This window comes from Sphingomonas panacisoli, assembly GCF_007859635.1.
Taxonomy (GTDB): Bacteria; Pseudomonadota; Alphaproteobacteria; order Sphingomonadales; family Sphingomonadaceae; genus Sphingomonas; species Sphingomonas panacisoli.
In genome coordinates, this window is record NZ_CP042306.1 from 1,269,808 (window position 1) to 1,296,040 (window position 26,233).

General features: G+C 66.1%; 26 protein-coding genes, 1 tRNA gene and 1 pseudogene. 15 read left to right on the top strand and 13 right to left on the bottom strand.

What is annotated here, in order from left to right:
- The first annotated feature begins 75 nt into the window (after positions 1 to 75).
- The 7 genes from FPZ24_RS06445 (at position 76) to FPZ24_RS06475 (ending at position 5,743) form a co-directional block, all read left to right on the top strand.
- Positions 76 to 1,158 (top strand): Zn-dependent alcohol dehydrogenase, encoded by a 1,083-nt coding sequence (locus tag FPZ24_RS06445; RefSeq protein ID WP_146570316.1) that lies wholly within the window; start codon positions 76 to 78, stop codon positions 1,156 to 1,158.
- Positions 1,158 to 2,222, top strand: coding sequence for a phosphotransferase family protein (locus FPZ24_RS06450; protein WP_146570318.1), 1,065 nt, complete (start codon positions 1,158 to 1,160; stop codon positions 2,220 to 2,222). The genes FPZ24_RS06445 and FPZ24_RS06450 overlap by 1 nt, the downstream gene beginning before the upstream one ends.
- A 14-nt stretch (positions 2,223 to 2,236) precedes the next feature.
- A complete protein-coding gene (locus FPZ24_RS06455; RefSeq protein ID WP_146570320.1) occupies positions 2,237 to 3,001 on the top strand; it encodes an SDR family oxidoreductase in 765 nt (254 codons plus the stop codon).
- A gap of 97 nt (positions 3,002 to 3,098) precedes the next feature.
- Positions 3,099 to 3,896 carry an SDR family NAD(P)-dependent oxidoreductase gene (locus FPZ24_RS06460; RefSeq protein WP_146570322.1) on the top strand — a complete coding sequence of 266 codons (798 nt, stop codon included), beginning with the start codon at positions 3,099 to 3,101 and terminating at the stop codon, positions 3,894 to 3,896.
- Positions 3,897 to 3,907: 11 nt separating this feature from the next.
- Positions 3,908 to 4,195: a putative quinol monooxygenase gene (locus FPZ24_RS06465; RefSeq protein WP_240047645.1), complete on the top strand. Its 288-nt coding sequence runs from the start codon at positions 3,908 to 3,910 to the stop codon at positions 4,193 to 4,195.
- Positions 4,196 to 4,237: 42 nt separating this feature from the next.
- Positions 4,238 to 5,353 carry an energy transducer TonB gene (locus FPZ24_RS06470; protein WP_146570326.1) on the top strand — a complete coding sequence of 372 codons (1,116 nt, stop codon included), beginning with the start codon at positions 4,238 to 4,240 and terminating at the stop codon, positions 5,351 to 5,353.
- A 144-nt stretch (positions 5,354 to 5,497) separates the two neighbouring features.
- Complete coding sequence (locus FPZ24_RS06475) at positions 5,498 to 5,743, top strand: hypothetical protein (RefSeq protein ID WP_146570328.1); 246 nt, start codon at positions 5,498 to 5,500, stop codon at positions 5,741 to 5,743.
- A 3-nt stretch (positions 5,744 to 5,746) separates the two neighbouring features.
- Here the strand turns inward: FPZ24_RS06475 and FPZ24_RS06480 are convergent, their stop codons facing one another.
- The 6 genes from FPZ24_RS06480 to FPZ24_RS06505 all read right to left on the bottom strand — a co-directional run bounded on the left by FPZ24_RS06480 (position 5,747) and on the right by FPZ24_RS06505 (position 13,783).
- Positions 5,747 to 6,652 (bottom strand): acyl-CoA thioesterase, encoded by a 906-nt coding sequence (locus FPZ24_RS06480; RefSeq protein WP_146570330.1) that lies wholly within the window; start codon positions 6,650 to 6,652, stop codon positions 5,747 to 5,749.
- Positions 6,652 to 7,779, bottom strand: a complete 1,128-nt coding sequence (locus FPZ24_RS06485) for an acyl-CoA dehydrogenase family protein (protein ID WP_146570332.1) — start codon at positions 7,777 to 7,779, stop codon at positions 6,652 to 6,654. The genes FPZ24_RS06480 and FPZ24_RS06485 overlap by 1 nt, the downstream gene beginning before the upstream one ends.
- Positions 7,780 to 7,871: 92 nt before the next feature.
- On the bottom strand, positions 7,872 to 9,056 hold the full coding sequence (locus FPZ24_RS06490; protein ID WP_146570334.1) for an acyl-CoA dehydrogenase family protein: 1,185 nt from the start codon (positions 9,054 to 9,056) through the stop codon (positions 7,872 to 7,874).
- Entirely contained in the window at positions 9,053 to 10,444 is a 1,392-nt protein-coding gene (locus FPZ24_RS06495) for an amidase family protein (protein ID WP_146570336.1), read from the bottom strand. Before FPZ24_RS06495 ends, FPZ24_RS06490 begins: the two co-directional genes overlap by 4 nt.
- Positions 10,444 to 12,468 carry a 3-hydroxyacyl-CoA dehydrogenase NAD-binding domain-containing protein gene (locus tag FPZ24_RS06500; protein WP_146570338.1) on the bottom strand — a complete coding sequence of 675 codons (2,025 nt, stop codon included), beginning with the start codon at positions 12,466 to 12,468 and terminating at the stop codon, positions 10,444 to 10,446. The genes FPZ24_RS06495 and FPZ24_RS06500 overlap by 1 nt, the downstream gene beginning before the upstream one ends.
- A 94-nt stretch (positions 12,469 to 12,562) precedes the next feature.
- The gene (locus FPZ24_RS06505) at positions 12,563 to 13,783 is read right to left on the bottom strand and encodes a serine hydrolase domain-containing protein (protein WP_146570340.1); all 1,221 of its coding nucleotides are present in this window, start codon (positions 13,781 to 13,783) and stop codon (positions 12,563 to 12,565) included.
- 167 nt (positions 13,784 to 13,950) lie between these two features.
- Between FPZ24_RS06505 and FPZ24_RS06510 the strand changes: the two genes are divergently transcribed.
- Both FPZ24_RS06510 and FPZ24_RS17765 read left to right on the top strand, forming a co-directional pair.
- Positions 13,951 to 15,654 carry a class I adenylate-forming enzyme family protein gene (locus tag FPZ24_RS06510; protein WP_146574241.1) on the top strand — a complete coding sequence of 568 codons (1,704 nt, stop codon included), beginning with the start codon at positions 13,951 to 13,953 and terminating at the stop codon, positions 15,652 to 15,654.
- Between the two features lie 72 nt (positions 15,655 to 15,726).
- Positions 15,727 to 15,861: a hypothetical protein gene (locus FPZ24_RS17765; protein ID WP_275669362.1), complete on the top strand. Its 135-nt coding sequence runs from the start codon at positions 15,727 to 15,729 to the stop codon at positions 15,859 to 15,861.
- Here FPZ24_RS17765 and FPZ24_RS06515 read toward each other — a convergent pair.
- Complete coding sequence (locus tag FPZ24_RS06515; protein ID WP_186729100.1) at positions 15,858 to 17,126, bottom strand: MFS transporter; 1,269 nt, start codon at positions 17,124 to 17,126, stop codon at positions 15,858 to 15,860. The two genes, FPZ24_RS17765 and FPZ24_RS06515, sit on opposite strands and share 4 nt — an antisense overlap.
- 76 nt (positions 17,127 to 17,202) lie before the next feature.
- Here FPZ24_RS06515 and FPZ24_RS06520 point away from each other — a divergent pair, with 76 nt between their 5' ends.
- Complete coding sequence (locus FPZ24_RS06520; protein ID WP_186729101.1) at positions 17,203 to 17,715, top strand: GNAT family N-acetyltransferase; 513 nt, start codon at positions 17,203 to 17,205, stop codon at positions 17,713 to 17,715.
- 45 nt (positions 17,716 to 17,760) lie between these two features.
- Positions 17,761 to 18,486: a Crp/Fnr family transcriptional regulator gene (locus FPZ24_RS06525; protein ID WP_146570344.1), complete on the top strand. Its 726-nt coding sequence runs from the start codon at positions 17,761 to 17,763 to the stop codon at positions 18,484 to 18,486.
- A gap of 91 nt (positions 18,487 to 18,577) precedes the next feature.
- Here the strand turns inward: FPZ24_RS06525 and glpK are convergent, their stop codons facing one another.
- Complete coding sequence (gene glpK, locus FPZ24_RS06530; protein WP_146570346.1) at positions 18,578 to 20,044, bottom strand: glycerol kinase GlpK; 1,467 nt, start codon at positions 20,042 to 20,044, stop codon at positions 18,578 to 18,580.
- A 53-nt stretch (positions 20,045 to 20,097) separates the two neighbouring features.
- Between glpK and FPZ24_RS06535 the strand changes: the two genes are divergently transcribed.
- Complete coding sequence (locus tag FPZ24_RS06535; protein WP_146570348.1) at positions 20,098 to 21,339, top strand: AI-2E family transporter; 1,242 nt, start codon at positions 20,098 to 20,100, stop codon at positions 21,337 to 21,339.
- Between the two features lie 62 nt (positions 21,340 to 21,401).
- Positions 21,402 to 21,478, top strand: a tRNA-Asp gene (locus FPZ24_RS06540).
- Positions 21,479 to 21,638: 160 nt separating this feature from the next.
- Here FPZ24_RS06540 and FPZ24_RS06545 read toward each other — a convergent pair.
- From FPZ24_RS06545 to FPZ24_RS17080, 4 genes are all read right to left on the bottom strand, one after another.
- Complete coding sequence (locus FPZ24_RS06545; protein WP_240047646.1) at positions 21,639 to 21,872, bottom strand: DUF2842 domain-containing protein; 234 nt, start codon at positions 21,870 to 21,872, stop codon at positions 21,639 to 21,641.
- Positions 21,869 to 22,411, bottom strand: coding sequence for a 5-formyltetrahydrofolate cyclo-ligase (locus FPZ24_RS06550; protein ID WP_146570352.1), 543 nt, complete (start codon positions 22,409 to 22,411; stop codon positions 21,869 to 21,871). Before FPZ24_RS06550 ends, FPZ24_RS06545 begins: the two co-directional genes overlap by 4 nt.
- Positions 22,412 to 22,744: 333 nt before the next feature.
- Positions 22,745 to 23,050, bottom strand: coding sequence for a cell division protein ZapA (locus FPZ24_RS06555; protein ID WP_146570354.1), 306 nt, complete (start codon positions 23,048 to 23,050; stop codon positions 22,745 to 22,747).
- Entirely contained in the window at positions 23,043 to 23,216 is a 174-nt protein-coding gene (locus FPZ24_RS17080; protein ID WP_186729102.1) for a hypothetical protein, read from the bottom strand. The genes FPZ24_RS06555 and FPZ24_RS17080 overlap by 8 nt, the downstream gene beginning before the upstream one ends.
- 140 nt (positions 23,217 to 23,356) lie before the next feature.
- Between FPZ24_RS17080 and gap the strand changes: the two are divergent.
- Positions 23,357 to 24,365 (top strand): annotated as a pseudogene (gene gap / locus FPZ24_RS06560) (type I glyceraldehyde-3-phosphate dehydrogenase).
- Positions 24,366 to 24,454: 89 nt separating this feature from the next.
- Positions 24,455 to 25,648 carry a phosphoglycerate kinase gene (locus tag FPZ24_RS06565; RefSeq protein WP_146570356.1) on the top strand — a complete coding sequence of 398 codons (1,194 nt, stop codon included), beginning with the start codon at positions 24,455 to 24,457 and terminating at the stop codon, positions 25,646 to 25,648.
- Here FPZ24_RS06565 and FPZ24_RS06570 read toward each other — a convergent pair.
- A complete protein-coding gene (locus FPZ24_RS06570; protein ID WP_146570358.1) occupies positions 25,635 to 26,120 on the bottom strand; it encodes a TlpA family protein disulfide reductase in 486 nt (161 codons plus the stop codon). The genes FPZ24_RS06565 and FPZ24_RS06570 overlap by 14 nt on opposite strands.
- Positions 26,121 to 26,233 lie beyond the last annotated feature (113 nt).

The following is a 26,233-nucleotide window of genomic DNA, read 5'->3' on the forward strand; positions in this document are numbered from 1 at the left end:
CCCCGGCGTAAGGCCGGGGCCGCTGGGTAAAATCACATAGCGGCCCCGGCCTGCGCCGGGGCGACGGAGAGGTAAGTGAAGGCAGCCGTACTGTTCGAAGCGAAGAAGCCGCTCGAAATCTGTGATGTCGATGTCGCCAAGCCCGGCCCGCACGAGGTGCTGATCCGCACCGTCGCGTGCGGGGTGTGCCGGTCGGACCTACATTTCGTCGACGGCGCCTATCCGACGCCGCTGCCCGCGATCCCAGGCCACGAAGCGGCGGGCATCGTCGAAGCGGTCGGCGACGAGGTGCGCACGGTCAAGGTGGGCGACGCGGTGGTGACGTGTCTCTCCGCCTTTTGCGGGCATTGCGAATTCTGCGTGTCGGGCCGCATGTCGCTATGCATTTCGGCCGAGGTCCGCCGTCAGCAGGGTGCGGCGCCGCGCCTGTCGATGAATGGCGAGCCGGTCCACCAGATGCTCAACCTGTCGGCCTATGCCGAGATGATGCTGGTCCACGAGCATGCCTGCGTGCGCGTCGATCCCGACATGCCGCTCGATCGCGCCGCGCTGCTCGGATGCGCGGTGACGACGGGGGCGGGGGCGGTGTTCAACGCCAGCCCGGTGACACCGGGCGAGACGGTGTGCGTCGTCGGGTGCGGCGGGATCGGGCTGGCTGCGGTGAATGCAGCGAAGATCGCCGGCGCGGGCAAAATCATTGCGCTCGATCCGGTGCCCGAGAAGCGCGCATTGGCCGAAAAGCTCGGCGCAACCCACACATTCGACGCGACCGCCGAGAGCACCGTCCCCGAAGTGGTCGAACTGACCAAAGGCGGCGTGCATCACGCAATCGAAGCGGTCGGGCGCGAGGCGTCGGCCGACACCGCGGTCAAGGTGCTCAGGCGTGGCGGCACAGCGACGATCCTGGGCATGATGCCGCTCGGCAGCAAGGTTGGTCTGTCGGCGCTCGACCTGTTGGGGTCGAAGAAGCTGCAGGGCGGGTTGATGGGCGGCAACCGCTTCCCGGTCGATATCCCACGGCTGGTCGATTTCTACCTGCGCGGGCTGCTCGATCTCGACACGATCATCGCCGAACGCATGCCGCTCGAGAAGATCAACCACGCGTTCGACGAGTTGCGCAAAGGCGACGCCGCGCGCAGCGTGATCGAGTTCAGCTGATGGCCGCGCACCCCGACGACGCTCCCAAGACGATCGCGGTCGACGAGAAGAACGCGCTCGACCTCGCCAAGCTGACGGCGTGGATGGAAGGGAATGTCGCGGGGTTCGCGGGGCCGTTGAGCTACACCAAGTTCGCGGGAGGGCAGTCGAACCCGACCTACAAGCTGACCGCCGCGTCGGGCGAGTACGTCCTGCGCCGCAAGCCGTTCGGCAACCTGTTGCCCTCCGCGCACGCGGTCGACCGCGAGTATAAGGTGATCGCGGGACTTTACCCGACCGGTTTTCCGGTCGCGCGGCCCTATGGCCTGTGCACCGATCCGGCGGTGATCGGCACCGACTTCTACGTCATGGGGTTCGCCGACGGCCGCAACCTGTGGGACGGGACGCTGCCCGACTACGCGCCCGACGAGCGCACCGGCATCTACAACGCGATGTGCGACACGCTCGCCGCGCTCCACAACACTGATTACGTCGCGGCCGGGCTCGGCGATTATGGCAAGCCGGGCAATTATTTCGAGCGCCAGGTCGCGCGCTGGACCAAGCAGTACAAGCTCGCCGAAACCGAACACATGCCGGCGGTCGAGAGCCTGATCGAATATCTGCCGCGGACGCTGCCCGAACAAACGCGGACGTCGGTCGTCCACGGCGATTATCGCATCGACAACATGATGTTCCACAAGACCGAGAACCGCGTGATCGCGCTGCTCGACTGGGAACTGTCGACGCTCGGCGATCCGCTGGCGGATTTCAGCTATTTCCTGATGAGCTGGGTGACCAAGCCCGAAGGTCGCTCCGGCGTGATGGGCGTGGCGGGCGGCGACAGCGGCATCCCGACGATCGACGACATGGTTGCGCGATACTGCGCCGCGACCGGGCGCGACGGGCTGCCCGACCTCAACTGGTATTTCGCTTATAATTTGTTCCGCCTGACCGGGATCGTCCAAGGCATCAAGAAACGCATCGTCGAGGGTACCGCGTCGTCGGCGCAGGCCGAGAAGTCGGCGGCGGGCGTGTACCGGCTGGCCGACGCGGCGTGGGACTTCGCACAAAAGGCGGGCGCCTGAAGAAGGAGAGGGCAATGTCGCTATTCGATCTGACCGGCAAGGTCGCGGTCATCACCGGCTCGTCGAAGGGGATCGGCAAGGCGACCGCCTACGAAATGGCGGAGCATGGCGCGAAAGTTGTCATCTCCAGCCGCAAGCAGGATGCGTGCAACGCAGTCGCAGCCGATATCAACGGCAAATATGGTGACGGCACCGCGATCGCGGTCGCGGCGAACATATCGAGCAAAGAAGCGCTTCAGAACCTGGTCGACGAGACTCGCGCGGCGTTCGGGCAGATCGATGTGCTCGTCTGCAACGCCGCGTCGAACCCGTATTACGGCCCGCAGGAGGGGATTAGCGACGAGCAGTTCCGCAAGATTCTCGACAACAATATCGTGTCGAACCACTGGCTGATCACGATGGTCGCGCCGGAGATGCGCGCGCGCCGAGACGGGTCGATCATCATTATCTCCTCGATCGGGGGCCTGCGCGGGACGCCCGTGATCGGCGCCTATGCGATCTCCAAGGCGGCCGACATGCAACTCGCGCGCAACCTCGCGCACGAATTCGGGCCGGATAACGTTCGCGTGAACTGCATCGCCCCAGGGCTAGTCCGTACCGATTTCGCCAAGGTGCTGGTGGACGATCCCAAGCGGCAGGAAGCCGCCAGCCGGTCGGTCCCGCTACGCCGGATCGGCGAGCCGGAGGATATCGCCGGCGGCGTGGTGTTCCTGGCGTCGAAGGCGGCGGCGTTCACCACCGGGCAGACGATCGTGATGGATGGGGGCGTGACGATTTAGCCCATTGCCGTCACCCCAGCGAACGCTGGGGTCTCTGGCGAGGGAATATTGCATGAGATCCCAGCTTTCGCTGGGATGACGGATTGGGAGTTGGCGGATGCGCTTCAAGGACAAGTCGATCATCGTCACTGGCGCAGGTTCCGGTATCGGCCGCGCCACTGCTCTGCTGTTCGCGCGTGAGGGCGGGAAGGTCGTGGTCGCCGACAAGACTGACGGTGCCGATGCGACCGCCAAGCTGATCACCGATGCCGGCGGCACCGCGGTCGCGATCCAGATGGACGCTGGGCTGGAGGAGGACGTGATCCGCACGGTCGACCTCGCGGTGGAAAGCTTCGGCGGGCTCGACATCATCTTCGCCAATGCCGGGATTTCGGGCGGGATGGCGAACATCTTCGACACCGACGTCGCGCTCATCACCGAAGTGCTGCGCGTGAACCTGGTCGGCCCGTACCTGGCGATCAAGCACGCCGCGCCGAAGATCGCCGAGCGCGGCGGCGGCGCGATCGTGCTGACCGCCAGCGTGGCGGGCATCCGCTCGGGCGCGGGGTCGCCGGCTTATTCGGCGTCGAAGGCGGGGGTCATCAATCTCGCCAAGACGTCCGCGCAGCAGCTCTCCGGTTCGAACGTCCGCGTCAACGCGATCTGCCCTGGCCTTACCGAGACCGGCATGACCAAGCCGACCTTTGATTACGCGCGCGAGGCCGGGAAGATGGACCGCGTCGGCCGCCTCAACCCGCTGCGCCGCGGTGCGCAGCCCGAAGAGCTCGCTGAAGTCGCCGCCTTCCTCGCCAGCGACGCCGCGAGCTACGTCAACGGCCAAGCTATCGCGGTCGATGGCGGGCTGTCGTCGAGCCACCCCGTGACCAAACAGGAATATGGCCGGACTGCGGTCTGATGCAGCTCATCATGGGGACCATGCGTATTCCCGAGGGCGCGCTGGAAGTAGCGCGCCCGGCGATGGCCGCGATGCTGGCCGCCAGCCGCGCGGAGGACGGGTGCCTCGCCTACAATTACGCCCAGGACGTGCTCGACCCGCGTATCATCCATATCAGCGAACGCTGGCGCGACCGCGCCGCGCTCGACGCGCATTTCAGGACGCCGCACATGGCCGAATGGCGCGCGCAGTTCGGCGCGATCGGCATCACCGACCGCGATCTCCAGCTGTACGAAAGCGACGACGGCCAGCCGATCTGATTCCGCTTGCCGGGTCTGCCTGCGCGATGCACGATCATCGCCATGAAAACGCTCGCTATTCTGGCCGTAGCGGCCGCAGTCCTCCCTACTGTCGTCGTCGCCCAGCGTAAGCCGGTCGAGCGTTATCCCGCGCCGATCCCGCCGGCCCCGCCTCTGCCCGGTGCGCAGGGGCTGATCGGCTGGCAAGTCGAGGGTATGGACTGTGCGGGTACCGACCTGCCCGACGCCGCCGTGATGCTGCCCCGGCCTGCGTTCGGCTGGATGCAGCAGGGCGCCCCCTTGCGCGTGACGCTCGATTTCGCGATCGACGATGCGGGGCGGCCGGTCGATATTCGTCGTAGCGAACAGAGTTATGTGCCGAACGCCGACGATCTGGCACCGGCGCTGGCCGCCAGCAATTTCGCGGCCGGGGCGCCGCACCGCCAGTGTCAGGCGCACTACGTCGCGACAAGGTCGCCGATCGCCGCCGCTGCCGTACCCGACCTGATTGCGGCGACGATCGATGCACGGCCATCGCGAGAGGCGATCGAGCGCATCAAGCCGACCGGTTCCGACTGTTTCGACAAGCCGCTCGAGCCGCTGCTGCGCGGCTATCCCGATTTCCGCACGCTGAAGGGCAGCGTCGGGCGCCTGCAATGGAGCATGGTGCAGTTCGATATCGATGCGGCGGGCAAACCCGTCGCCGTTCACACGCTGACCGGCACGCACGATGGCGGACTCGACGCGGCCGCGCGCGCTGCCGTGGCGAAGTCGCGGTTCGCGGGCGGGAAGCGTTCCGGGTGCCTTTATCCCTATTGGAAGAGCGCTACGCCACGCCCCGCGCCTGATTCGCCCGATAAACAGGGCTTCCGACCCGAGAGCGCGACGTGTCCCGTCGAACTGGACTGGGCGGTCAAACCGGTGCTGCAATATCCCGACAATTATCGGAAGCGGGGGATCGAAGGCTGGGCGATCGTCGCCTTTGATGCGGCGCCCTGGGGAGCGACGGGCAACGTTCGCGTGCTGGCGGCCGAACCGGCGGCCGACTTCGGCACGACGGCGATCAACGTCGTCGCCGCCGCGCGGCTCGCGCCGTCGAACCAGGGCTATGTCGGGTGCGTCGAGCGCGTGCGCTACGTCATGACCTCGCCCGGAGGCGCGGAGGCCCCCGCCGACTAACACGCATTTCGCCCTCGACGCACCGTTCGTCGTAGCCGCCACATCGTTCGTCGGTTCGCGTCGTCGTTCGTCGTGTCGCGTGGAACGATGCCGGCCGCGCGCCGTTGACGCGCGACCGACGCTCAAGATTTCAAGGAGTTAGTAATGCGTTTCAAGAACCTGTCCGTCGCCGCAGCGGCACTGGCGATGACCGCGACACCGGCCTTGGCCGCGCCGGCCAACCCGGCTTCGTCGCTCTCCGTAGCGAAATCGGTGCGTGCGTCGAGCCCGAGCGGGAAGTCGAACAAGCTGGCCGGTAGCGCGATCATTCCGGCGGTGTTGGCACTCGGGATCGTCGCGGGTGGCGTGATCATCGCAGTCAGCGACGACAACAAATCGAAGAGTCGGTAAAGCTCAGGCGCGGGGCTCGCGCTTCCTGATCAACCCTTCCTGCGCGACGCTGGCGACCAGTCGGCCGTCGCGCGTGAAGATGCTGCCCCGGTTCATGCCCCGGCCGTGCCCCGCCCACGGGCTGTCCATCGCGTAAAGCAGCCACTCGTCCGCGCGGAAGTCCTCGTGGAACCACATGGCGTGGTCGAGGCTGGCGGTCTGCATCCCCGGCGTCATCCAATTGACGCCGTGCGGCATCATGCTTGTCGCCATAAGGCCCATGTCGCTGGCATAGGCCAGGATCGCGCGATGCATCGCGGTGTCGTCGCCCAGCGGTGCGAGCGCTTTGATCCAGCTATAGGTCACCGGATCGCGCTTGGTCGGTGAGAACCAGTTGCGCGGGTGTAAAGGCCGGACGTCGATCGGGCTTTTCCAGTTGAGGAAGCGTTTGCGATGCTCCTCGGGCATGTGCTGCGACGCTTCGACGCGCAATTCGCTTTCGGATTTCAGCTCTTCGGGCGGCGGAATGTCGGCGGGGAAGGCGTCCTGATGGTGCAGTCCGTCCTCGGCGACCTGGAAACTCGCCGCCATGTTGAGGATCGGTTGGCCGTTCTGCGTCGCGATCACGCGACGCGTCGCGAAGCTCTTACCGTCGAAATCGCGCACCACGCGATAGACGATCGGCAATGCGTCATCGCCGGCGCGCATGAAGTAAGCGTGGAGCGAATGCGCGTCCTTGCCCTCGGCAGATCGTTGCGCAGCTTGCAGCGCTTGGCCGATTACCTGGCCGCCGAACACACGTCCGCGTCCGCCGGGCAGCTTCATGCCGCGATAGAGATCGGTGTCGAGTTCCTCGACGTCGAGCAAGGTCACAAGTCCCGAGACCAGTTCCTCGGGCGTATGCAGCGGGCGATATTCGTCTTCAGCCATCAATAACCGGCGTTACGCGCGATCTTGTCGGCATGGAAGTTCGCATCGCCGAACATCTCGGCGAGAACGCGCTGGCGCTTCATGTAGAAACCGATGTCGAATTCGTCGGTCATGCCGATCCCGCCGAACATCTGCACGCCCTCCTGCACCGCCAACATCGTCGCGAGCCCGGCTTGCGCCTTGGCGACCGACACGGCTTCGTCGGCGCGGTCGGACCCCGTATCGAGCATCTGCGCAGCACGGAGCGTGGCGGCGCGGGCGACTTCCATCTCCGAATAGAGATGCGCGGCGCGGTGCTGGAGCGCCTGGAAGGTGCCGATCAGCACGCCGAACTGCTTGCGCTGCTTGAGATACTCGACCGTCATGTCCATCGCGCCGCCGCCGACGCCGAGTAATTCGGCGGACGCGCCCGTTCGGCCGGCGCGTAGCAGGCGGTTGAGCGGATCGCGACCGGCATCGACCTCGCCGATCACGGCGTCGGCGGTGACCTCCACGCCGTCGAACTCGAGGCGCGCGGCTAGCGAGGAGTCGGCAAGGCGCTCGGCTTCGGCGGACAGGCCGGCGGCGCCCTTATCGACCGCGAACAACGTCACGCCGTTCTCATCGTCGGCCGATCCTGCGGTGCGCGCGGCGACGATGATCAGGTCGGCGACGTGGCCGTGGCTGACGAACTGCTTCTTGCCGGTCAGCTTGAACCCGTTGCCCGAGCGCTCTGCCTTCAGCGCGACCGAATCGCGGAACTTGGCCTGCTCGTCGATCGCCAGCGCTGCAACGGTCTCGCCCGCGACGATGCCGGAGAAGTATTTCGTGGCCTGCGCGGTGCCCTTCAGCGCCTCGACCGCCGCGACCGCCGTCGCGAGAAAAGGGGAGGGCGACAGGTTGCGGCCGATTTCCTCGAGCACGACGCCCGCCTCGACATGGCCGAGCCCGAGTCCGCCCTGATCCTCGCCGATCAGGATGCCGGTGAAGCCCATCTCCGCGAACGATTTCCACAGATCGCGGCTGAACCCGGTCTGGTCGTTCGCGTCACGCAGCGCACGCATGTGTTTGACGGGCGCGGAATCGGCGATGAAGTCGCGCGCCGTGTCGCGGAGCATCGTCTGATCTTCGTTGATGTAGAGGGGCATTCTTTACTCCGTCGCCCCGGCGAAGGCCGGGGCCGCTGGGTTGTGTGGATGCTGCGATCACGCAGCGGCCCCGGCCTGCGCCGGGGCGACGGTCATTTGTCCGGCAATTCCAGGATCCGCTTCGAAATGATGTTGAGCTGCACCTCGCTGGTCCCGCCCTCGATCGAGTTCGCCTTGGTGCGCAGCCACGCGCGCGGGCCGGCGCCGTTGGTCGAGCGCTCGCTTTCCCACTCCAGGGCGTCCGAACCGCCTGCCGCCATCATCAGTTCGTGGCGCGACTTGTTCAGTTCGGTGCCGTAATATTTCATCATCGACGGCTGGGCGGGGTGCGCCTTGCCGGCTTTGAGGTCGTCGATGAACTTCTCCGACATGGCGTTGAACGCCTTTGCCCGTACCTCGAACAGCGCGATCTGCGCGCGGAGCAGCGGGTCGGCGAGCGTGCCGTCGTCGGCGGTCCCGATCGTCTTCTTCGCGCCGTCGAGCAGCGGATTGCCGCCCGCCGAGCCGAGCCCCATGCCGCTGATCATCTCACGCTCATGGCCGAGCAGATATTTGGCGACGTCCCAACCCTTATTCTCTTCGTAAACAAGGTTTTCCTTGGGAACCTTCACATTGTCGAAGAAGGTTTCGCAGAACGGCGAATAGCCGGAAATCAGCAGGATCGGCTTGGTCGAGACGCCTTCGGAGGCCATGTCGAACAGCACGAAGCTGATCCCCGCCTGCTTGACCGACTTGTCGGTGCGGACGAGGCAGAAGATCCAGTCGGCATAGTTGGCGTAGCTGGTCCACACCTTCTGCCCGTTGACGAGATAATGGTCGCCCTTGTCCTCGGCCGAAGTCTGCAGGCCCGCGAGGTCCGACCCCGCGCCCGGCTCCGAATAACCCTGGCACCAGCGGATTTCGCCGCGTGCGATCTTGGGCAGATGGTCGAGCTTCTGTTCCTCGGTGCCGTACTTCAGCAGCGCCGGGCCGAGCATCGAAATACCGAACGAATTGAGTGGGTTGCGCGCCCGAATTCGCTGCATTTCTTCGCGCAGGATCTTGGTCTCGGCCGGCGACAGTCCGCCGCCGCCATATTCCTTCGGCCAGTCGGGCACGGTCCAGCCGCGCGCGCCCATCTTGTCCATCCATTCCTTCTGCGCCGGTGTCAGCATCGACTGATCGCGGCCGCCCCACACGGCGTCCTTGTCGCTGCGCACTGGCTCGCGCATCTCGGCGGGGCAATTCGCCTCCAGCCAGGTGCGCGTGTCGGCGCGGAAGGTGTCGAGGTCGGTCATTGCATTACTCCGTGCGCCAGCCGTGCGACGGCGATGGCGGTGTGGTCTTTCAGGGTATCGGCGATCGCCTGGACGCCGATCGGCAGGCCGTCCGGGTCGGTTCCGATCGGGAAGCTCGTCGCGGGCAGCATGGGGAAGGTCGCGAGGCCGGGGAAAGCGAACTGCAGTCCGAACGGGGTGGCGTCGCCGTTGATGTCGAGCGTTCGCTGAATCAGCGGCGTATCGTCATGCGCGAACGCGGTGACGCCGAGTGTCGGCGCGATCACCGCGTCGTAACTCTTGAACAGCGCGTTCCACGCCCGCTTGTTGCGCGCCTGTTCGTCGCGCAGGTCGAACCATTCGATCAACGTCGTCGGCGCCGATCCGTCCTGCGGCACGCCCCGCGCGATCGTGATGTTGAGCATTTTCATGTAGTTGCGCTGCTGGGCGTCGAGATCGGGGATCAGGTCGCTGGTGCGATCGACCGCCATGCCGAGATCATGGAGCGCGTCCGCCAACCGGTCGAGCGCGTCGGCGATCGGCGCGGCGACCGTCGCGTTGGGATGGCTGTTGAGGACCAGCACGTGATAGCCGCTCGCCGGGCGATTGTCGGACTGCGCCAGCGGATGGTCGGCGAGGATATCGAGCGCGAGCGCCAGATCGTCGGGATTGCGCGCCAGCGGTCCGATCACCGACAATTCGCCCGGCGCGCCGTCGGTGCCGGGGAAGTGATGCCCGACCCGGCTCAGCGCGGCGAAGGTCGGCTTGTGGCCCCACACGCCGTTAAAGGCGGCCGGCACGCGGATCGACCCGCCGATATCGCTGCCCATTTCCAGCGGTACCATGCCCGACGCCAGCGCTGCCGCCGATCCGCCCGACGACCCGCCGGCGACGCGGCCGGGGTGATGCGGGTTGTTGGTGCGGCCGTAGACAGGGTTGTTCGATTGCAGGTCGGCGAGCAGCGGCGGGACGTTGGTCTTGCCCAGGATCACCGCGCCCGCCGCCTTCAACCGCTTGACCGCGACCGCATCGTCCTGCGGCACGAAATCGCGCGCCGCCTCCAGCCCCCAAGTCGTCGGCAGTCCCGCGACGTCGAAGCTTTCCTTGACCGTCATCGGCACGCCGAGCAGCGGCGCGGTCTCGCCCGCGGCCAGCCGCTTGTCGGCCTCGCGCGCCTGATGCCGCGCACGGTCGAAATCGCGCACCACGACCGCGTTGATCGGCCCGTCGCGCGCCTCGATCCGCGCGATCGCCGCCTCGCATTCGAGCAAGGCGGTGGTTTCGCCCGCACGGATCGCCGCGGCGGTTTCGATCGCGGATTTATCCGTCGTCCCGGCGAAGGCCGGGACCGCCGTGTTGCTCGATCCTCCAGCGGCCCCGGCCTGCGCCGGGGCGACGGACACTACCATCAGAATTTCTCCCCGGCTTCGGCCTTGCGCTTCAGTAGCGGCGCGACCGGCACACCGTTCTTCTCCAGCCCTGCGACGACCTTGTCCAACCCGACGGTGTTCGCCCAGAACATCGGCCCGCCGCGATAGACCGGCCAGCCATAGCCGTAGATCCACACGACATCGATGTCCGACGCGCGCTGCGCCATGCCTTCGTCGAGGATCTTCGCGCCCTCGTTGACCATCGGGTAGAGCAACGCGCCGATGATCTCGTCGTCGGTATAGTCGCGCCGCGCCTGGTTCGACTTCGACCGGAACTCCTCGATGATCTCGGCGACTTCGGGCGAGGGCGACGGATTGCGGTTCTCGTCGTAATCGTACCAGCCCTTCTTGGTCTTCTGCCCCCAGCGACCCTTGGCGGCGAGTGCGTCGCGGATCGTCTCGATCCGGTTGGGGTCGCGGTGCCAGCCGATATCGACGCCCGCGAGGTCGCTCATCTGGTACACGCCCATCGGCATGCCGAAATCGGTCAGCGCCTTGTCGATCCGCTCGGGCGGGACGCCCTGCATCAGCATCGTGTTGGCCGGGCCGCCGCGCTGCGACAGCATGCGGTTGCCGATGAAGCCGGGACACACGCCCGAGACGACCGCGACCTTGCCGATCGGCTTGGCCAGCGCCATCACCGTCGCCAGCACGTCGGGCGCGGTCTTGGCGCCGCGGACGACCTCCAGCAGTTTCATGACGTTGGCCGGCGAGAAGAAGTGCATGCCGATCACGTCGCCCGGGCGGCTGGTAACGTCGGCCATTTCGTTGACGTTGAGATAGGACGTGTTGGACGCCAGGATCGCGCCTTGCTTGGCGATGCCGTCGAGCTTGCCGAACAGCTCCTTCTTGACGTCCATATTCTCGTAGATCGCCTCGATGATGAGGTCGCAATCGGCGAGGTCGTTCAGGTCGAGCGTCGGGATCAGGATCCCCATCATCGCCTCGACCTTTTCCTGGGTGAAGCGGCCTTTCTTGGCGGAATTCTCGTAATTCTTGCGGATGACGCCGACGCCGCGGTCGAGCGCTTCCTGTGCGGTCTCGACGATCGTCACCGGGATGCCGGCGCTCAGGAAGTTCATGCTGATCCCGCCGCCCATCGTGCCGGCGCCGACCACGCCGACCTTGGCGATCTTGCGCAGTTGGGTGTCGGCGGGGATGTCGTCGACCTTGGCGGCCTGACGTTCGGCGAAGAACATGTAGCGTTGGGCGGCGGATTGCGTGCCCATCATCAGCTTCATGAATTCGTCGCGTTCGATCGCGATGCCGTCGGCGAAGGTGCCGGTCGTGGACGCCTCGACGCAGCGAATGTTGGCCGCCGGCGCGTCGAAGCCGCGGAACTTGCGGGCGTTGGCCTTCTTGAATTCCTCGACCGCGGCGGGATCGGCGGCCGCGGTCTTTTCCGACGCGCGGGGCAGGGGGCGCGTGTCCGCGACTTCGCGGGCGAAGGCGATCGCGTCGGCCTCCAGGCTGTCCTCGCCGACGATCCTGTCGATCAGCCCTGCCTCGTGCGCCGCCTTGGCCGAGATTGGGTCACCGGTCGCGGTCATTTGCAGCGCGAGCTTCACGCCGGCGATGCGCGGGATGCGCTGCGTGCCGCCCGCGCCGGGGAGCAGCCCGAGCTTGACCTCGGGCGTGCCGATCTTCGCCGACGGGACCGCGACGCGATAGTGACAGCCCAGCGTCACCTCGCACCCGCCGCCCAGCGCAGTGCCGTGGATCGCGGCGACCACCGGCTTGTCCGATGCCTCGATCATGTCGATGACGGTGCCCAGACCCGGTCCCTGCATCGGCTTGCCGAATTCGGTGATGTCGGCGCCGGCGAAGAACGTGCGCCCGTCGCAGCGGATCACCATCGCCTTGATGCTGGCGTCGGCGACGCCTTCCTTGATCCCCGCTTCCAGCCCAGATCGCACCGCCGCGCCGAGCGCGTTGACCGGCGGATTGTTCGAGACGATGACGAGCACGTCGTCATGGCGTTCGGTGCGGATCGGGCTGGTCATCATTCTCTCCTGTTGTGCTCCTGCGAAAGCAGGAGCCCAGGGCCTCAAGCGACGGCCCATGTGACTCTGGGCTCCTGCTTTCGCAGGAGCACGGTTAGGTTAGGGCGCTGTAGATCAGCGTCTTCAGCTCGCGCCGGATCGGATAGGTGTTCGAGGGGCTCATCTGCGTCATGAACACCATGCTGAGCTTCTCGACCGGGTCGATGAAGAACGCGGTCGAAAACATCCCGCCCCAATAATATTCGCCGACCGATCCCTGTACCATGCCGGGCGCGAGGTCCTTCATCACCGCGAAACCGAGCCCGAACCCGGTCCCCGCCAGGGCTGCCTCGCTGAATAGCGAGCGCGACATGGTGGCGAGGTCCGAATTCCCGGGCAGGTGGTTGATCGTCATCAGCTCGATCGTCTTGCGGCCGACCAGCCGCACACCGTCGAGTTCGCCGCCGTTCAGGCACATCTGACAGAAGCGGTTATAGTCGAGCGCGGTCGATACCAGCCCGCCGCCGCCCGACAGGAAGGGTGGTGTCTTCGCCCATCCGCTCTCCGCGCCGCGATCGTACATGATCCGGCCCTTGCCCGGCACGAAGGTGTAGCAGTCGGTCAGCCGGTCGATCTGGCCCGCCGGGACGCTAAAACCGGTATCCACCATTTTGAGCGGCTCGAAGATGCGCATGCGGAAGAACTCGTCGAGCGTCATCCCCGACACGCGCTGGATCACCGCGCCGAGCACATCGGTCGACACCGAATAATTCCATGCATCACCCGGCGAGAATTCGAGCGGTATCTGGGCGAGCTTGCCGATCCATGCGTCGAGATCGTGCCCGGCGTGCCAATCGTCCATCTTCTCGTGGCGGTATTGCGCATCGACGTTGGTGCGATTTTGGAAGCCATAGGTCAGGCCTGACGTGTGACGGAGCAGATCGACCATTCGCATCGGCTGCGCGGTCGGCTTGGTTTGGAACGGCACGCGCCCGCCACCGGCCTCGAACACGCCGAGCCCGTTGAATTCGGGCAGCACGTGATGGACCGGGGTGTCGACCGCGACGAGTCCTTCTTCGACCAACATCATGAAGGCGATCGACGTGATCGGCTTGGTCATGCTGGCGATGCGGAACAAAGACCCTTCGTCGAGCGCCTTGCCGCCTTCGCGCGCCGCGCCTTGGCTCGACAGATGGACGATTTCGCCGTCGCGCGCGACCAGCAACTGGGCATTGGCGAGCTTGCCCGAATCGAGGTACCGATCCTTCAGGAAGGTGTCGATCCGATTGAGCCGCGTGGCGTCGCAGCCATGCTTTTCGGGCGCTTTCATCAACATCGCTCTTCCATACCCTCGTTTCTAATTACGACTCTCTATTGCCTTGAGCGGCGCGCGAATCAACTCTAACGTTACCGGAAATCGAGCGGCGGCAAACCGCCGAACAGATAGACGGAGAGCATGTGTCGACCGAACCCGTAATCACGCTGGACCCGGCCTGGCCCAAGATGTCGCTCAAGGACGCGAGCGAGGCCCTGACTGCGCCGGGATCGAAGTTCGAAATGGAGACGGTGACGATCCGCGGCGTGCCGACCAGAGTGTGGAAGAACGCGCCGCACGACCTGGGCCAATTGTTCGACCTGTCGCGCACGCATGGCGACCGTACGTTTACGATGCTCGACGACGAGCGGGTGACGTTCGAACAAAACTATCGCGGCGCCGCGACGCTGGCGCGCGCGCTGCAGGATATGGGCGTGGGGAAGGGCGACCGCGTCGCGTTCGCGATGCGCAACCTGCCCGAATGGCCGGTCGTGTTCTTCGCGATCACGACGATCGGCGCGATCGCGGTGCCGCTCAACGCGTGGTGGACCGGCGCCGAGCTGGAATACGGCATCCGGGATTCGGGGGCGAAGGTGCTGATCGTCGATGCCGAGCGCTATGCGCGGATCGCCGACCATCTGCTGGCGCTGACCGGCGTCGAGCAATTGATCGTCGCGCGCTCGCCCGCGCCGATCGCGGGAACGCAGGCGCTTGAGGACATCATCGGTACGCCGGCGATCTGGGGCACGTTGCCCGACACCGACCGCCCGCGCGTCGAGATCGACAGCGATGACGATGCGACGATCTTCTATACCAGCGGCACCACCGGCAATCCGAAGGGCGCGCTCGGCACCCACCGTAATCTGATGACCAACATCATGTCGGCGGGATTCGCGGCGGCGCGCAGCTTCCTGCGCCGCGGCGAGGCGATCCCCGATCCGACCCCGCGCACCACGCTGACCGTGATCCCGATGTTCCACGTCACCGCCTGCTCGGCCGGGCTGATGGGAACGATGGCGGGCGGCAGTACGATGATCTTCATGCGCAAGTGGGAGCCGGTCCAGGCGATGGAGATCATCCAGCGCGAGAAGGTTCACTTCACCGGCGGCGTGCCGACGATCGCGTGGCAGCTGCTCGAACATCCCGACCGGGCGAACTACGACCTCTCCTCGATCGAAGCGATCGGCTATGGCGGCGCGCCTTCCGCGCCCGAACTGGTCAAGAAGATCTTCGAGGAGTTCGGCGCGCTGCCGTCGAACGGCTGGGGCATGACTGAGACGATGGCCACGGTCACCAGCCATTCGTCGGAAGATTATCTCAATCGCCCGACCAGCGCCGGGCCCCCGGTCGCGGTCGCCGATCTCGAAATCCGCGCCGACGACGGCGTCACCGTGCTGCCGATCGGCGAGGTCGGCGAGCTATGGGCGCGCGGGCCGATGATCGTGAAGGAATATTGGAACAAGCCCGAAGCGTCGGCGGAAACGTTCGTCGACGGCTGGGTTAGGACCGGCGATCTCGCGCGCCTCGACGAGGAAGGCTTCGTCTATATCGTCGATCGCGCCAAGGACATGGTGATCCGTGGCGGCGAGAACATCTATTCGTCCGAGGTGGAGAACGCGCTTTACGAGCATCCCGCAGTGACCGACTGCGCGATCATCGGCATCCCGCATCGCACGCTGGGCGAGGAGCCGGCGGCGGTGGTCCACCTCGCGCCGGGCATGACCGCGAGCGAGGGCGAACTGCAAGCCTGGGTGCGCGAGCGGTTGGCGGCGTTCAAGGCGCCGGTCGCGGTGCGCTTCGTCCACGAAACGCTACCGCGCAACGCCAACGGCAAGATCCTGAAAAAAGACCTGAAAAGCCTGTTCGCCGACCGCGGGGAGCAAGCCGCCTAGCGCGGTAACCATCCTTTGTCCGGAACCGGCTCAGCGCGTTTTCGTTGAGGGGCCGGAACGGAGGATGTACCTATGGCCGATATCAACACCGACGAGCGTACCGTCGTCGAGCGCAGCAGCTTCAACGTGGCGAACGTTATCATCGCCATCGCGATCCTGATTGCCGTGCTCGGCGTGCTCAAATACTTCCACGCTCTGCCGTTTTAGGGCGAGGCAGGGGCCTTCGCCGGCGCGGTTTCGCGGGCGAAGGCCATCGCCACCAAGCCGAGCAATGTCGCCCCGAACATATACCATGCCGGCGACAGCGGATTGCCGGTGACGCCGGTCAGCCAGGCGATGACGAATTGAGTCGATCCGCCGAAGATCGAAATCGCCAGCGCATAGACGATCGCCACCGCGCCCGAACGTACGCGCATCGGTAGCGCTTCGGTCACCGCGATGAACGCGCTGACTGCGGCGATCGACAGGAGCACGCGCAGCCCGAAACTGACCGCGTACAAGGTGCTCGCCTTGGGTTCGCCGACCAGCCACCAGAAAGCAGGCAGGGTGCCGATCGCCAGCGCCAGCATCGGCCAGATCATCCACGGCCGCCGTCCGTGTGTGTCCGAAAACCACCCGCCAAGCGCCGAGCCGATCACGTTGCCCAGCCCGACCGCGATCGTCGCACCCAGCGCCACGCCCGACGGCATGCCCAGCGTCGCTTTCGCGAACGTCGTCATATAATTGAGGACGTAAGTTCCGATCGTCGCCGAGAGCATCGCGACGAAGCCGAACATCGCGACCGTGGCGTAGCTTCTCATCGGCGGCGCCACCGCAGCGGACACCGTTTCGTGCAGCGTTTCCGGCAACGTCCGGCGCAAGGCCAAGCCGACCGGTACGGTCGCTGCGCCGATCGCCATCGCGATCCGCCACCCCCAACTCGACAGCGCCGTGTCGTCCATCACGGCGGCCAGCAAGACACCGATCGCGCCGGCCAACAGCGTGGCGGCGCCTTGGCCGACGAATTGCATCGAAATGTACCAGCCGCGCTTCTCCGTCGGTGCGGCTTCGGCGAGAAAGGCGGTACTGGTCCCGACCTCGCCGCCCAATGCGAAGCCCTGCACCAGGCGGAACAGGATGACGGCGATCGGTGCCGCCAGCCCGATCGCGGCGTAGGAGGGCGTGATCGCCACGCCGAGCGTGGACAGTCCGATCATGCCGAACGAGAGCAGCATCATCGGCCGTCGCCCGAGCCGGTCACCCAGGCTCCCGATTACGAACGCGCCGAGCGGTCGGGTCAGGAACCCCGCACCGAATGTCGCGAGGGCGAGCAGCAGGCTCGATTGCGGATTGGTCGCCGGGAAGAAGCATTGCCCGATTTGGACCGCGAAGAAGCTGAAGACGAGGAAATCGTAGAATTCGAGCGCATTGCCCAGCGACACGCCGACCACCTGGCTGCGCGTGATTGTCCGGGCCGCTCGCTCTTCCGTCATCGCACTCCCCCCGGATGCCGATCGACGACGTAGCGACGCCTTTTCGAGCCAAGTCAATGCGGCTACGTCCGCCGCCATGACGCTGACGATCCGCGACGCCGTGCCCGCCGACGCCGCGGGAATCCTGCCGATGTACAATTATGCCGTGGCGGAGACGACCGCGATCTTCGACACACGGCTGTCCGATCTGGCGGGCCGCGAAGCGTGGTTGGCGCAGCGGCGCGCCGACGGCTTCCCGGTGCTGATCGCCGAGATCGACGGTGCGATCGCGGGGTTCGCGTCGTTCGGCGAGTTTCGCGCTTGGGACGGGTATCGCTTCACCGTCGAACATTCGATCTATGTCGATCCGGCGCGGCACCGCGAAGGGATCGGGCGGGCGCTGCTGGCGGCGCTGATCGATCGAGCGCAGGCGGCGGGCAAGCATGCGATGATGGCGGGGATCGCCGCCGAAAACCACGTGTCGCTCGCCCTGCATCAGGCACTCGGTTTTCGCGAGGTCGGGCGCATCCCCCAGGTCGCCGAAAAGTTCGGGCGCTGGCTCGATCTGGTGTTCCTGCAATTGATACTCGATGGTCGTGACGCACCTTGATAAAAATCAATGTCATTCGGCCGGTTGCGGACCTAAAGTATCCGCATGCTCAGCGATAACTTCCTCAAGAACCGCCGTCGCCGCGAGTTGAGCGACGAAGAAAAGTCGGGCCTGGACGAAATTCTGACCGCGCCCGTCACGCTGCCCAAGCGCAAGGTGGTGACCAGCCGTGGCGATGTGGTGAATCGCAGCACGTTTCTGATCTCCGGCTTCATGTGCCGCTACATGGACGGCGCGGACGGTCACCGGCAGCTCGTCAGCGTGCAGACGCCGGGGGATTTCGTCGATCTGCACGGCTATCCGCTGCAGCGGCTCGATCACGACGTCGCCACCATCAGCGAATGCCAGGTCGCCTATGCGCCACACGACAAGCTGACCGCCCTGATCGAACGCATGCCGCATCTTGGCCGTGTTCTGTGGTTCTCGACCCTGCTCGACGCGGCGCTGCATCGCGAGTGGATTTTCCGGCTCGGCCGACTCGACGCGGTCGGCCGCGTCGCGCACATGCTGTGCGAGACCTATGCGCGGCTCGACGCGGTGGGGCTGGTCGAGAACGGTACCTTCGCCTGGCCACTGACGCAGCAGGATCTGGGGGAGGCGTGCGCGCTGACTTCGGTCCACGTCAACCGTACGCTACGGGTGCTGAGGGAGGCGGGGATGGTCGAGGTGTCGGACCGGATCGTCACGGTAATGGACTTCGATCGGCTGGCGCACACGGGCGAATTTTCGCCCGACTACCTCTATTTCGACGACGGGGTCCGGACGCCCTGAGTTTCTTCGTGCTCCTGCGCAGGCAGGAGCCCAGGGTGATGTGCTATTTCGCTGCCCTTAGGCTCCTGCTTTCGCAGGAGCACGGGGTCGATCAGGCGGAAGCGACGACCGACTTCACGGCGTTTTCCCAACCATTCAGTCGTGTCTGCCGCGTGTCGTCCATCATATCGGGCTCGAACGTCGCGATCTCGCCGCGCATTGCCGAGGCGGCCTGCAGATCCTTGAACAGCCCACAGCCGACTCCGGCCAGCATCGCCGCGCCCAACGCGGTCGTCTCGGCGAAAGCGGGTCGCTCGACGGCAAGGTCGAGCATGTCGGCCAGGTCCTGCGCCATCCAGTCGTTCGCGACCATCCCGCCGTCGATCCTGAGCGTCTTCCAGTCGGCGCCGTCGGCCGCGAAGGCGGTCTTCAGATCGTGCGCCTGATGCGCCATCGCCTCCAGCGCCGCGCGGACGACGTGCGCGCGGGTCGCGGTGAAGGACAGCCCCGAAATGCTGCCGCGCGCTTCCGCCTCCCACCAAGGCGCGCCGAGCCCCGACAGCGCGGGGACGAGATAGACGCCGGCATTGTCCGCGACCGACCGCGCCAACCCCTCGGTGTCCTGCGCCGTTGCGATCAGCTTCAGCGAATCGCGGAGCCACTGGATCAGGCTGCCGGCGACGAACACCGATCCTTCCAACGCATAGGCGCGGCGCCCGCCGAGTTGCCACGCGATCGTCGCGAGCAGGCGGTTCTTCGACGTCGGCTGTTTCGCGCCATATTGCGTCAGGACGAACGCGCCGGTGCCGAACGTCGCCTTGGTGTCGCCGGGATCGAGACAGGCTTGCCCGATCGTCGCGGCCTGCTGATCCCCGGCCATGCCGCAGATCGGGATCGGCGCGCCGAACAATGTCGTCTCGCCATATTTCCCCGCACAATCGACGATCTCGGGCAGGGCGGCGCGCGGGGCGTCGAACAAGTCGATCAGTCCGTCGTCCCAATGCCCGCTGCCGATCGCCATCAGCGCGGTGCGGCTGGCGTTGGTCGCGTCGGTGACGTGAAGTCCGCCGGTCAGCTTGAACACCAGCCACGAATCGATCGTGCCGACCGCCAGCCGATCGCCGGCTTCCTTGAGCTGCGGCCAATTCGCCATCGCCCAGCCTATCTTCGAGCCCGAGAAATACGGATCGAGCAGCAACCCGGTCCGCGCCTGGACGGTCGGTTCGTGCCCCGCCGCCTTGAGGTCGCGGCACATCTGCGCAGTGCGCCGGTCCTGCCAGACGATCGCGGGCGTCAGCGGCTCGCCGGTAGTCTTGTCCCAGAACACGATCGTTTCGCGCTGGTTGGTGATGCCGATCGCCGCAATCTTGTCCGCCCCGCCGGCTTTCTCGACCATCGCCTTCGTGCAGTCGAACGTACGGTCCCAAATCTCGGCGGCGTCATGCTCGACCAGGCCGGGCGCTGGATAGTGCTGAGTCAGCTCGGCCGCCTGCGACCCGATGCATTTCCCATCGGCCGCGAACAGCATCGCGCGGGTCGATGTCGTCCCTTCGTCGATCACCAGTAAAGTTTCACTCATCGCGAAAGGCTAGCCGGGATTACATTGTGATGGAATGCCGCTACGACGGGGGCATGGAAGGCGTCGAAGAACCTGGTCTGAGTGCAGCGGTCAGCGCATCGCTGGGCGGGGCCGCGACCGTCGCGCTGGCGCCCGAGCCGGCGGCCGACGATCCGATCGATGAGGCGGCCGCGCCGATCGACGACCGCCGCGACCGGTTACTCGCGGGCCTGACGCTGATCGCAGGCGTCGCCTTGTTGCTCGGCCTGCCGTTCGCGTTGAAGGCGGGGGCGGAGTTCTTCCTTCCCGTCACCATCTCGCTGGTCATCGCGATCGCGCTGATCCCGATCCTCGAATGGCTCGAGCGCCGCCGCTTGCCGTCGTGGCTGGCGTCGCTGATTTGCGTGATCAGCTTCCTCGCGCTCGCCAACGTCGCGCTGGCGGCGATCATCGTCCCGGCGATCGAGTTCTTCCGCAAGCTGCCGGAACGGATCGACCGTATCCAGACCAACCTGGCGCCGCTGCTCGACCTTTACCAGACGCTCGAAAAGTATCTCAACCGCACGATCACGCACCTCGCCAACGCGCAGCCGGTCAAGGCGGCACCCACCGCCGCGGTCGCGCCGCCGGGATCGTTGCTCGAACTCGCCGCGACGTCGGCGCCGGCAGCGATCGTCCAGGTCTTCTTCGGCGTGCTCGTCGTCTTCTTCTTCCTCGCCGGCTGGAGCCGTACGCGGCGCAACACGATCACCAGCCGCCAGAGCTTCGGTGGCGCGATGGCGACCGCCCGGGTGATCCAGGACGTGGTCGACGACGTCTCCGCCTATCTCGGTACGATCACGATGATCAATGTCGTGCTCGGCGCGATCGTCGGGACGGCGTTGTGGGCGATCGGGATGCCCTATCCGGCGATGTGGGGCGGCATCGTCGCCTTGCTCAACTACGTGCCGTATTTCGGGCCCATCGTCGCCGCGTTGCTGCTCGCGATCGGCGGGCTGATGACGTTCGACGACATCTGGTACGCGCTGTTTCCCGCGTTCATCATGATCGGATGCCATCTGCTCGAGGCAAACGTCGTGACGCCGCTGATCGTCGGGCATCGACTGACGATCAATCCGGTGATGATCCTGATCTCGCTGAGCTTCTGGAGCTGGGTGTGGGGCACGCCCGGCGCGCTGCTAGCGGTGCCGTTGCTGATCATCATCCAGACCGTGGTCGGCGCGGCGGGCAAGCCGGATATCGCGGGCTTCCTGTTCGAGCGCGGCACCTTGGTGCGAGAGCGTCCGAAACCGCGATTCAGCCTTCGTCGCAATTAGTCGGGAACGGTTGTTGACAGGGTAGGGCCGCTCGCTTAGTGGCCGCGCCTCACGCTTTCCAAGCGGGTGTAGCTCAGTTGGTTAGAGCGCCGGCCTGTCACGCCGGAGGTCGCGGGTTCGAGCCCCGTCACTCGCGCCATAGCGCAGCGCGCATGGCAATAGCGGAAGCTATTTCCAAGACGCGCAAGCTCGGCCGGCGGAACGCAGTTTCCGACCGACGCGTTGCAGGTCGGCCATGTCCCCGGCATGGCCTAAACGATGCGGGGCATCGTTTACCTGCAACGGGCTTCGCCGCGGCGCTATACCTTCCATCGTCCCGTTTCCATCCAGCGCAACATCCGCTTGATCGGCAGCAGCCACAGCCACGCGACCCCCGCCGTGACATAAAACACCAATTGCACCAGCGGGTGCCATTGTCCGACCCAGGGCGACAGGCTGGCGACACCGACGCACCAGATCGCGATCAGCGCGAGGATCGCGAGGACGCCGATCGGTTTCTGCCAGCGCGGGGCGCCAGGGTCGTTCGGGGTCATCTCGTCATCCATCCTCGTTCGGTCACGATCGCGTGGAGCGTCATGTCCCACGGTTCCACGGGCAAACCATCCACCTGCTGGACGCTCCACGCCACGCCGACGCGCCACGCGTCTGGAAAGCGTGCGAAGGCGCGATCGTAATAGCCGGCGCCCTGGCCCAGCCGGTCGAGCTTGGCGTCGAACGCGAGCATCGGGGTCAGGATGATGTCGGGGCGCAGCTCGATCGCGTCGGCGGCGGGCTGGCTGAGCCCGAACGGGCCGGCTTCGAGTGCGGCTTCGGTTTCCCACGCGAGGAAACGCATCGGCTCGCTGCGGACGGTGACGTGGGGAAGGGCGAGGACGCAGCCGGCCTCGGTCGCGGTACGGGCGAGCGGGGATGGGTCGGCTTCGCTGCCCATCGGGACGTAGGAGGTGACGGTCAGGCCGTGGGAGAGGCGGGCGCGGAAGGCGTCGGGGACCGTGATTGGCGGCGGATTGCTTGCGACGAAGGCGTCGCGGGTGGCGCGGATGTGGGCGCGGAGGGCGGGTTTGTCGATCATCGGAGCAGCGCGCCGCGGCGAAGCCGCCCTTCGACTGCCTGCCAAGGCAGGCGCTCAGGACAGGCTGACTTGGGCAAAGCCCAAGTCGTCGGACGAGGCCTTGCCTCGCCGGCCGCGCTGGCGCGTCTGGCATTTAGCGCAGCTAAATGTCTGCGCGCGGCGCGGGTGGCGGGACCGCCTTGGCCGTTGGCCGGGTTATCCTCTGACGCACGGTACGTCAGGTGGGGGCCATATACGTCGGACCAGGATCCGGGCAGGGACAGCCCCCATGGATGATGAATAGCCTCAGGGATAATAAAGGCTCGTACCGGGCAGTGCCCGCCATGCATGGATTTAGGCGCTCGCGGCCGGTTTCTCAAGGGCGTCGGCAATCCCTTCGAGCCGATCGGCGAGCCGATTGAGGAAGGCCGGGCTGGGGCCATCGCCCGACGGCCGATTCTCGGCCGCATCGAGGCTGTCGGCGAGCATCAGCGCGACGAGCAGCATCGTACGTTCGGCATTGAGCCCACCCGACGCGCGGTTGGCGGACGGCCAGCGCTGGTCGAGCATGTCTCCCAGCCGGCGCAATTGCGCTTCCTCCCCGTCGCGGCAGGTGACGTTGTGGCGGCGGTCGCCGATCGTCAGCGTGACTTCAGCCATTCTTCGCTCCCAACGAGTCGAGCGCGGCGATCGCTTCGCCGACCCGCGCGCGCAAGGCGTCGTGGCGCTGTTTCAGGTCGGTAGTCGATCGCTCGCGCGTTTGCACCGCGCGCTCGATCCGGGCGAGCGCGGCGTCGATGCGGTCGGTCGGGGAAACGTCTGCCATGGTTAAGGGAATAGCACGGGCAGGGGGCGCGACAAGATCGATTCGGCCCGGCTAACGGTTGACGCATCGCAGTGCGATCCCCACAGGGACCCGCGACTGCTGGCCCCATGCGCGCGCCGGCTTCTGGAGGAGCGATACTCATGGCGGTGAAGGTTGCGATCAACGGGTTCGGGCGGATCGGGCGGCTGGTGGCGCGCGCGATGCTGGCGCAGAAGGACACGGGGCTGGAGCTCGTCGCGATCAACGATCTGGGCGACGCCAAATCCAACGCCTTCCTCTTCAAGCGCGACTCGATCCACGGCAAGTGGGACGGCGACGTCCATCACGAAGGCCAGAATCTGGTCGTCGACGGCAAGCACATCCGTGTCACCGCCGAGCGCGATCCGGCGAACCTGCCGCACAAGGAATTGGGCGTCGATCTGGTGCTCGAATGCACCGGCTTCTTCACCGACCGCGAAAGCGCGCAGAAGCATATCGATGCCGGCGCCAAGAAGGTGCTGATCTCGGCGCCGGCCAAGGGCGTCGATCTGACTGTCGTGTTCGGCGTCAACCACGACAAGCTGGAGGCCGGCCACACGATCGTGTCGAACGCATCGTGCACGACCAATTGCCTGGCGCCGGTCGCCAAGGTGCTGCACGAGGCGTTCGGAATCGAGCGCGGGCTGATGACCACGGTCCATGCCTATACCAACGACCAGAAGATACTCGACCAGATCCATGGCGATATGCGCCGCGCGCGCTGCGGGCATGTCGATGATCCCGACCACCACCGGTGCCGCGCGCGCGGTGGCCGAAGTGCTGCCCGAACTGAAGGGCAAGCTGGACGGCTCGGCGATCCGCGTGCCGACCCCCGACGTGTCGCTGATCGACCTGACCTTCACGCCGTCGCGCGACGTCACGAAGGACGAGGTCAACGCCGCGCTCAAGGCGGCCGCGGACAGCGGGCCGCTCAAGGGCGTGCTGGCTTATACCGACGAGCCGCTGGTTTCGATCGATCTGCAGGGCGATCCCGCCTCGTCGACCGTCGACAGCCTGGAGACCGCGGTGATGGACGGCAAGCTGGTCCGCGTCGTCAGTTGGTACGACAACGAATGGGGCTTCTCGAACCGCATGGTCGACACCGCCAAGGCGATGGCGGCGCTGATTTGATCTCGACCGTCATGCCAGCGAAAGCTGGCATCTCGTGAGAGGAATTACTGCCTGAGATCCCAGCGTTCGCTGGGATGACGGAGGGACTGATGCCGCGCACTTTCAAAACGCTCGACGACATGGGCGACATCGCCGGCAAGCGCGTGCTGGTGCGCGAGGATTTGAACGTCCCGATGGCCGACGGCGCGGTGACCGACGACACGCGGTTGCGCGCCGCGGTGCCGACGGTCGCCGAACTCGCCGACAAGGGCGCGAAGGTCGTTGTGCTCGCGCATTTCGGGCGGCCCAAGGGGCAGCGTAACCCCGAGATGAGCTTGGCGATCGTCACCAAGCCGTTCGAACAGGTGCTCGGCCGACCGGTGCGCTTCATCGACAGCGACGGTGCCAGCGAGGCGATCGCGATGTTGAAGGACGGCGATCTCGCGGTCTTGGAAAATACGCGTTTCTTCGCAGGCGAAGAGAAGAACGACCCGGAAGTTGTTGCGATGTTTGCCGCACTCGGCGACCTCTACGTCAACGACGCCTTCTCCGCCGCGCACCGCGCGCATGCTTCGACCGAGGGCCTCGCGCGCACGCTCCCGGCGTTCGCGGGTCGCCAGATGGAAGCCGAACTCGACGCCCTCGACAAGGCGCTCGGCGCGCCCGAGCATCCCGTCGCGGCGGTGGTCGGCGGGGCCAAGGTGTCGTCCAAGCTCGACGTGCTGCGCCACTTGGTCGACAAGGTCGATCACCTGATCATCGGCGGCGGGATGGCCAACACGTTTCTCGCCGCGCGCGGGGTGAATGTCGGCAAGTCACTCGCCGAACACGATTTGACCGGTACCGCGGAAGAAATCTTCGACGCCGCCGACCGCGCCGGCTGCACGATCCACTTGCCTTACGACGTCGTCGTGGCGACCGAGTTCAAGCCCAACCCCGCGACGCGCACCGTCAACGTCCATGAAGTCGCGCCCGACGAGATGATCCTCGACATCGGTCCTGCCGCGACCGAGGCGCTGGGCGACGTGCTCAAGAATTGCCGCACGCTGGTGTGGAACGGCCCGCTCGGCGCGTTCGAGACGCCGCCGTTCGACGTCGCGACGATGAGCCTGGCCAAGACCGTCGCCGCGCTGACCCGCGACGGCTCCTTGGTGTCGGTCGCGGGCGGCGGCGACACCGTCGCGGCGGTCAATCAGGCCGGCGTGGCCGGCGACATGACCTTCATCTCGACCGCCGGCGGCGCGTTCCTCGAATGGATGGAGGGCAAGGAGTTGCCCGGGGTGAAGGCGCTCAGCGCTTCTTGAGTAGCGGCCCGACGATCGTGTCGAGCTTGTCCTGATCGAACACGCCCGACTTGGCGTAGACCAGTTTGCCGTCGCGGCCGATCACATAGGTCATCGGCACCCACATCAGTCGATAATCGGGTCCGCCGACATGCGCGGCCTGCGGATAGGAAATGGTCGGCGACAGCCATTGTCCGCGCCCGCCCGCGCCGGGATCGGCGGCGACCCCGATGATCACCAGCCCCTCGGCCCGATGCGCGCGATAATAACGGTTGAGCAGCGGCAATTCGGTGCGGCACGGCACGCACCACGTCGCCCAGAAATTGACCATGACCACGCGCCCGCGCAGGTTCGCGGTGGTCAGGTTGGTGCCGTCGGCCAGGGTGAAGCGAAAGCGGTCGATGATGTCGGCGCTGGACGTCGCCGATCCCGCCTGCGCCGCCATCAGAAGCGCAAAGCCGGTCACTATCGCCTTGATCGCTCGTCGATACATGACGCCCCGTTCTTCTGCCCTTGGCGAGTGTGGCAAGGGGCCCGTCGCGGGTCAATCGCGCGTTTTTCCCGCGGTTGCGGATGACCGCGCCCGTCTCTATCAGCCGCGCCATA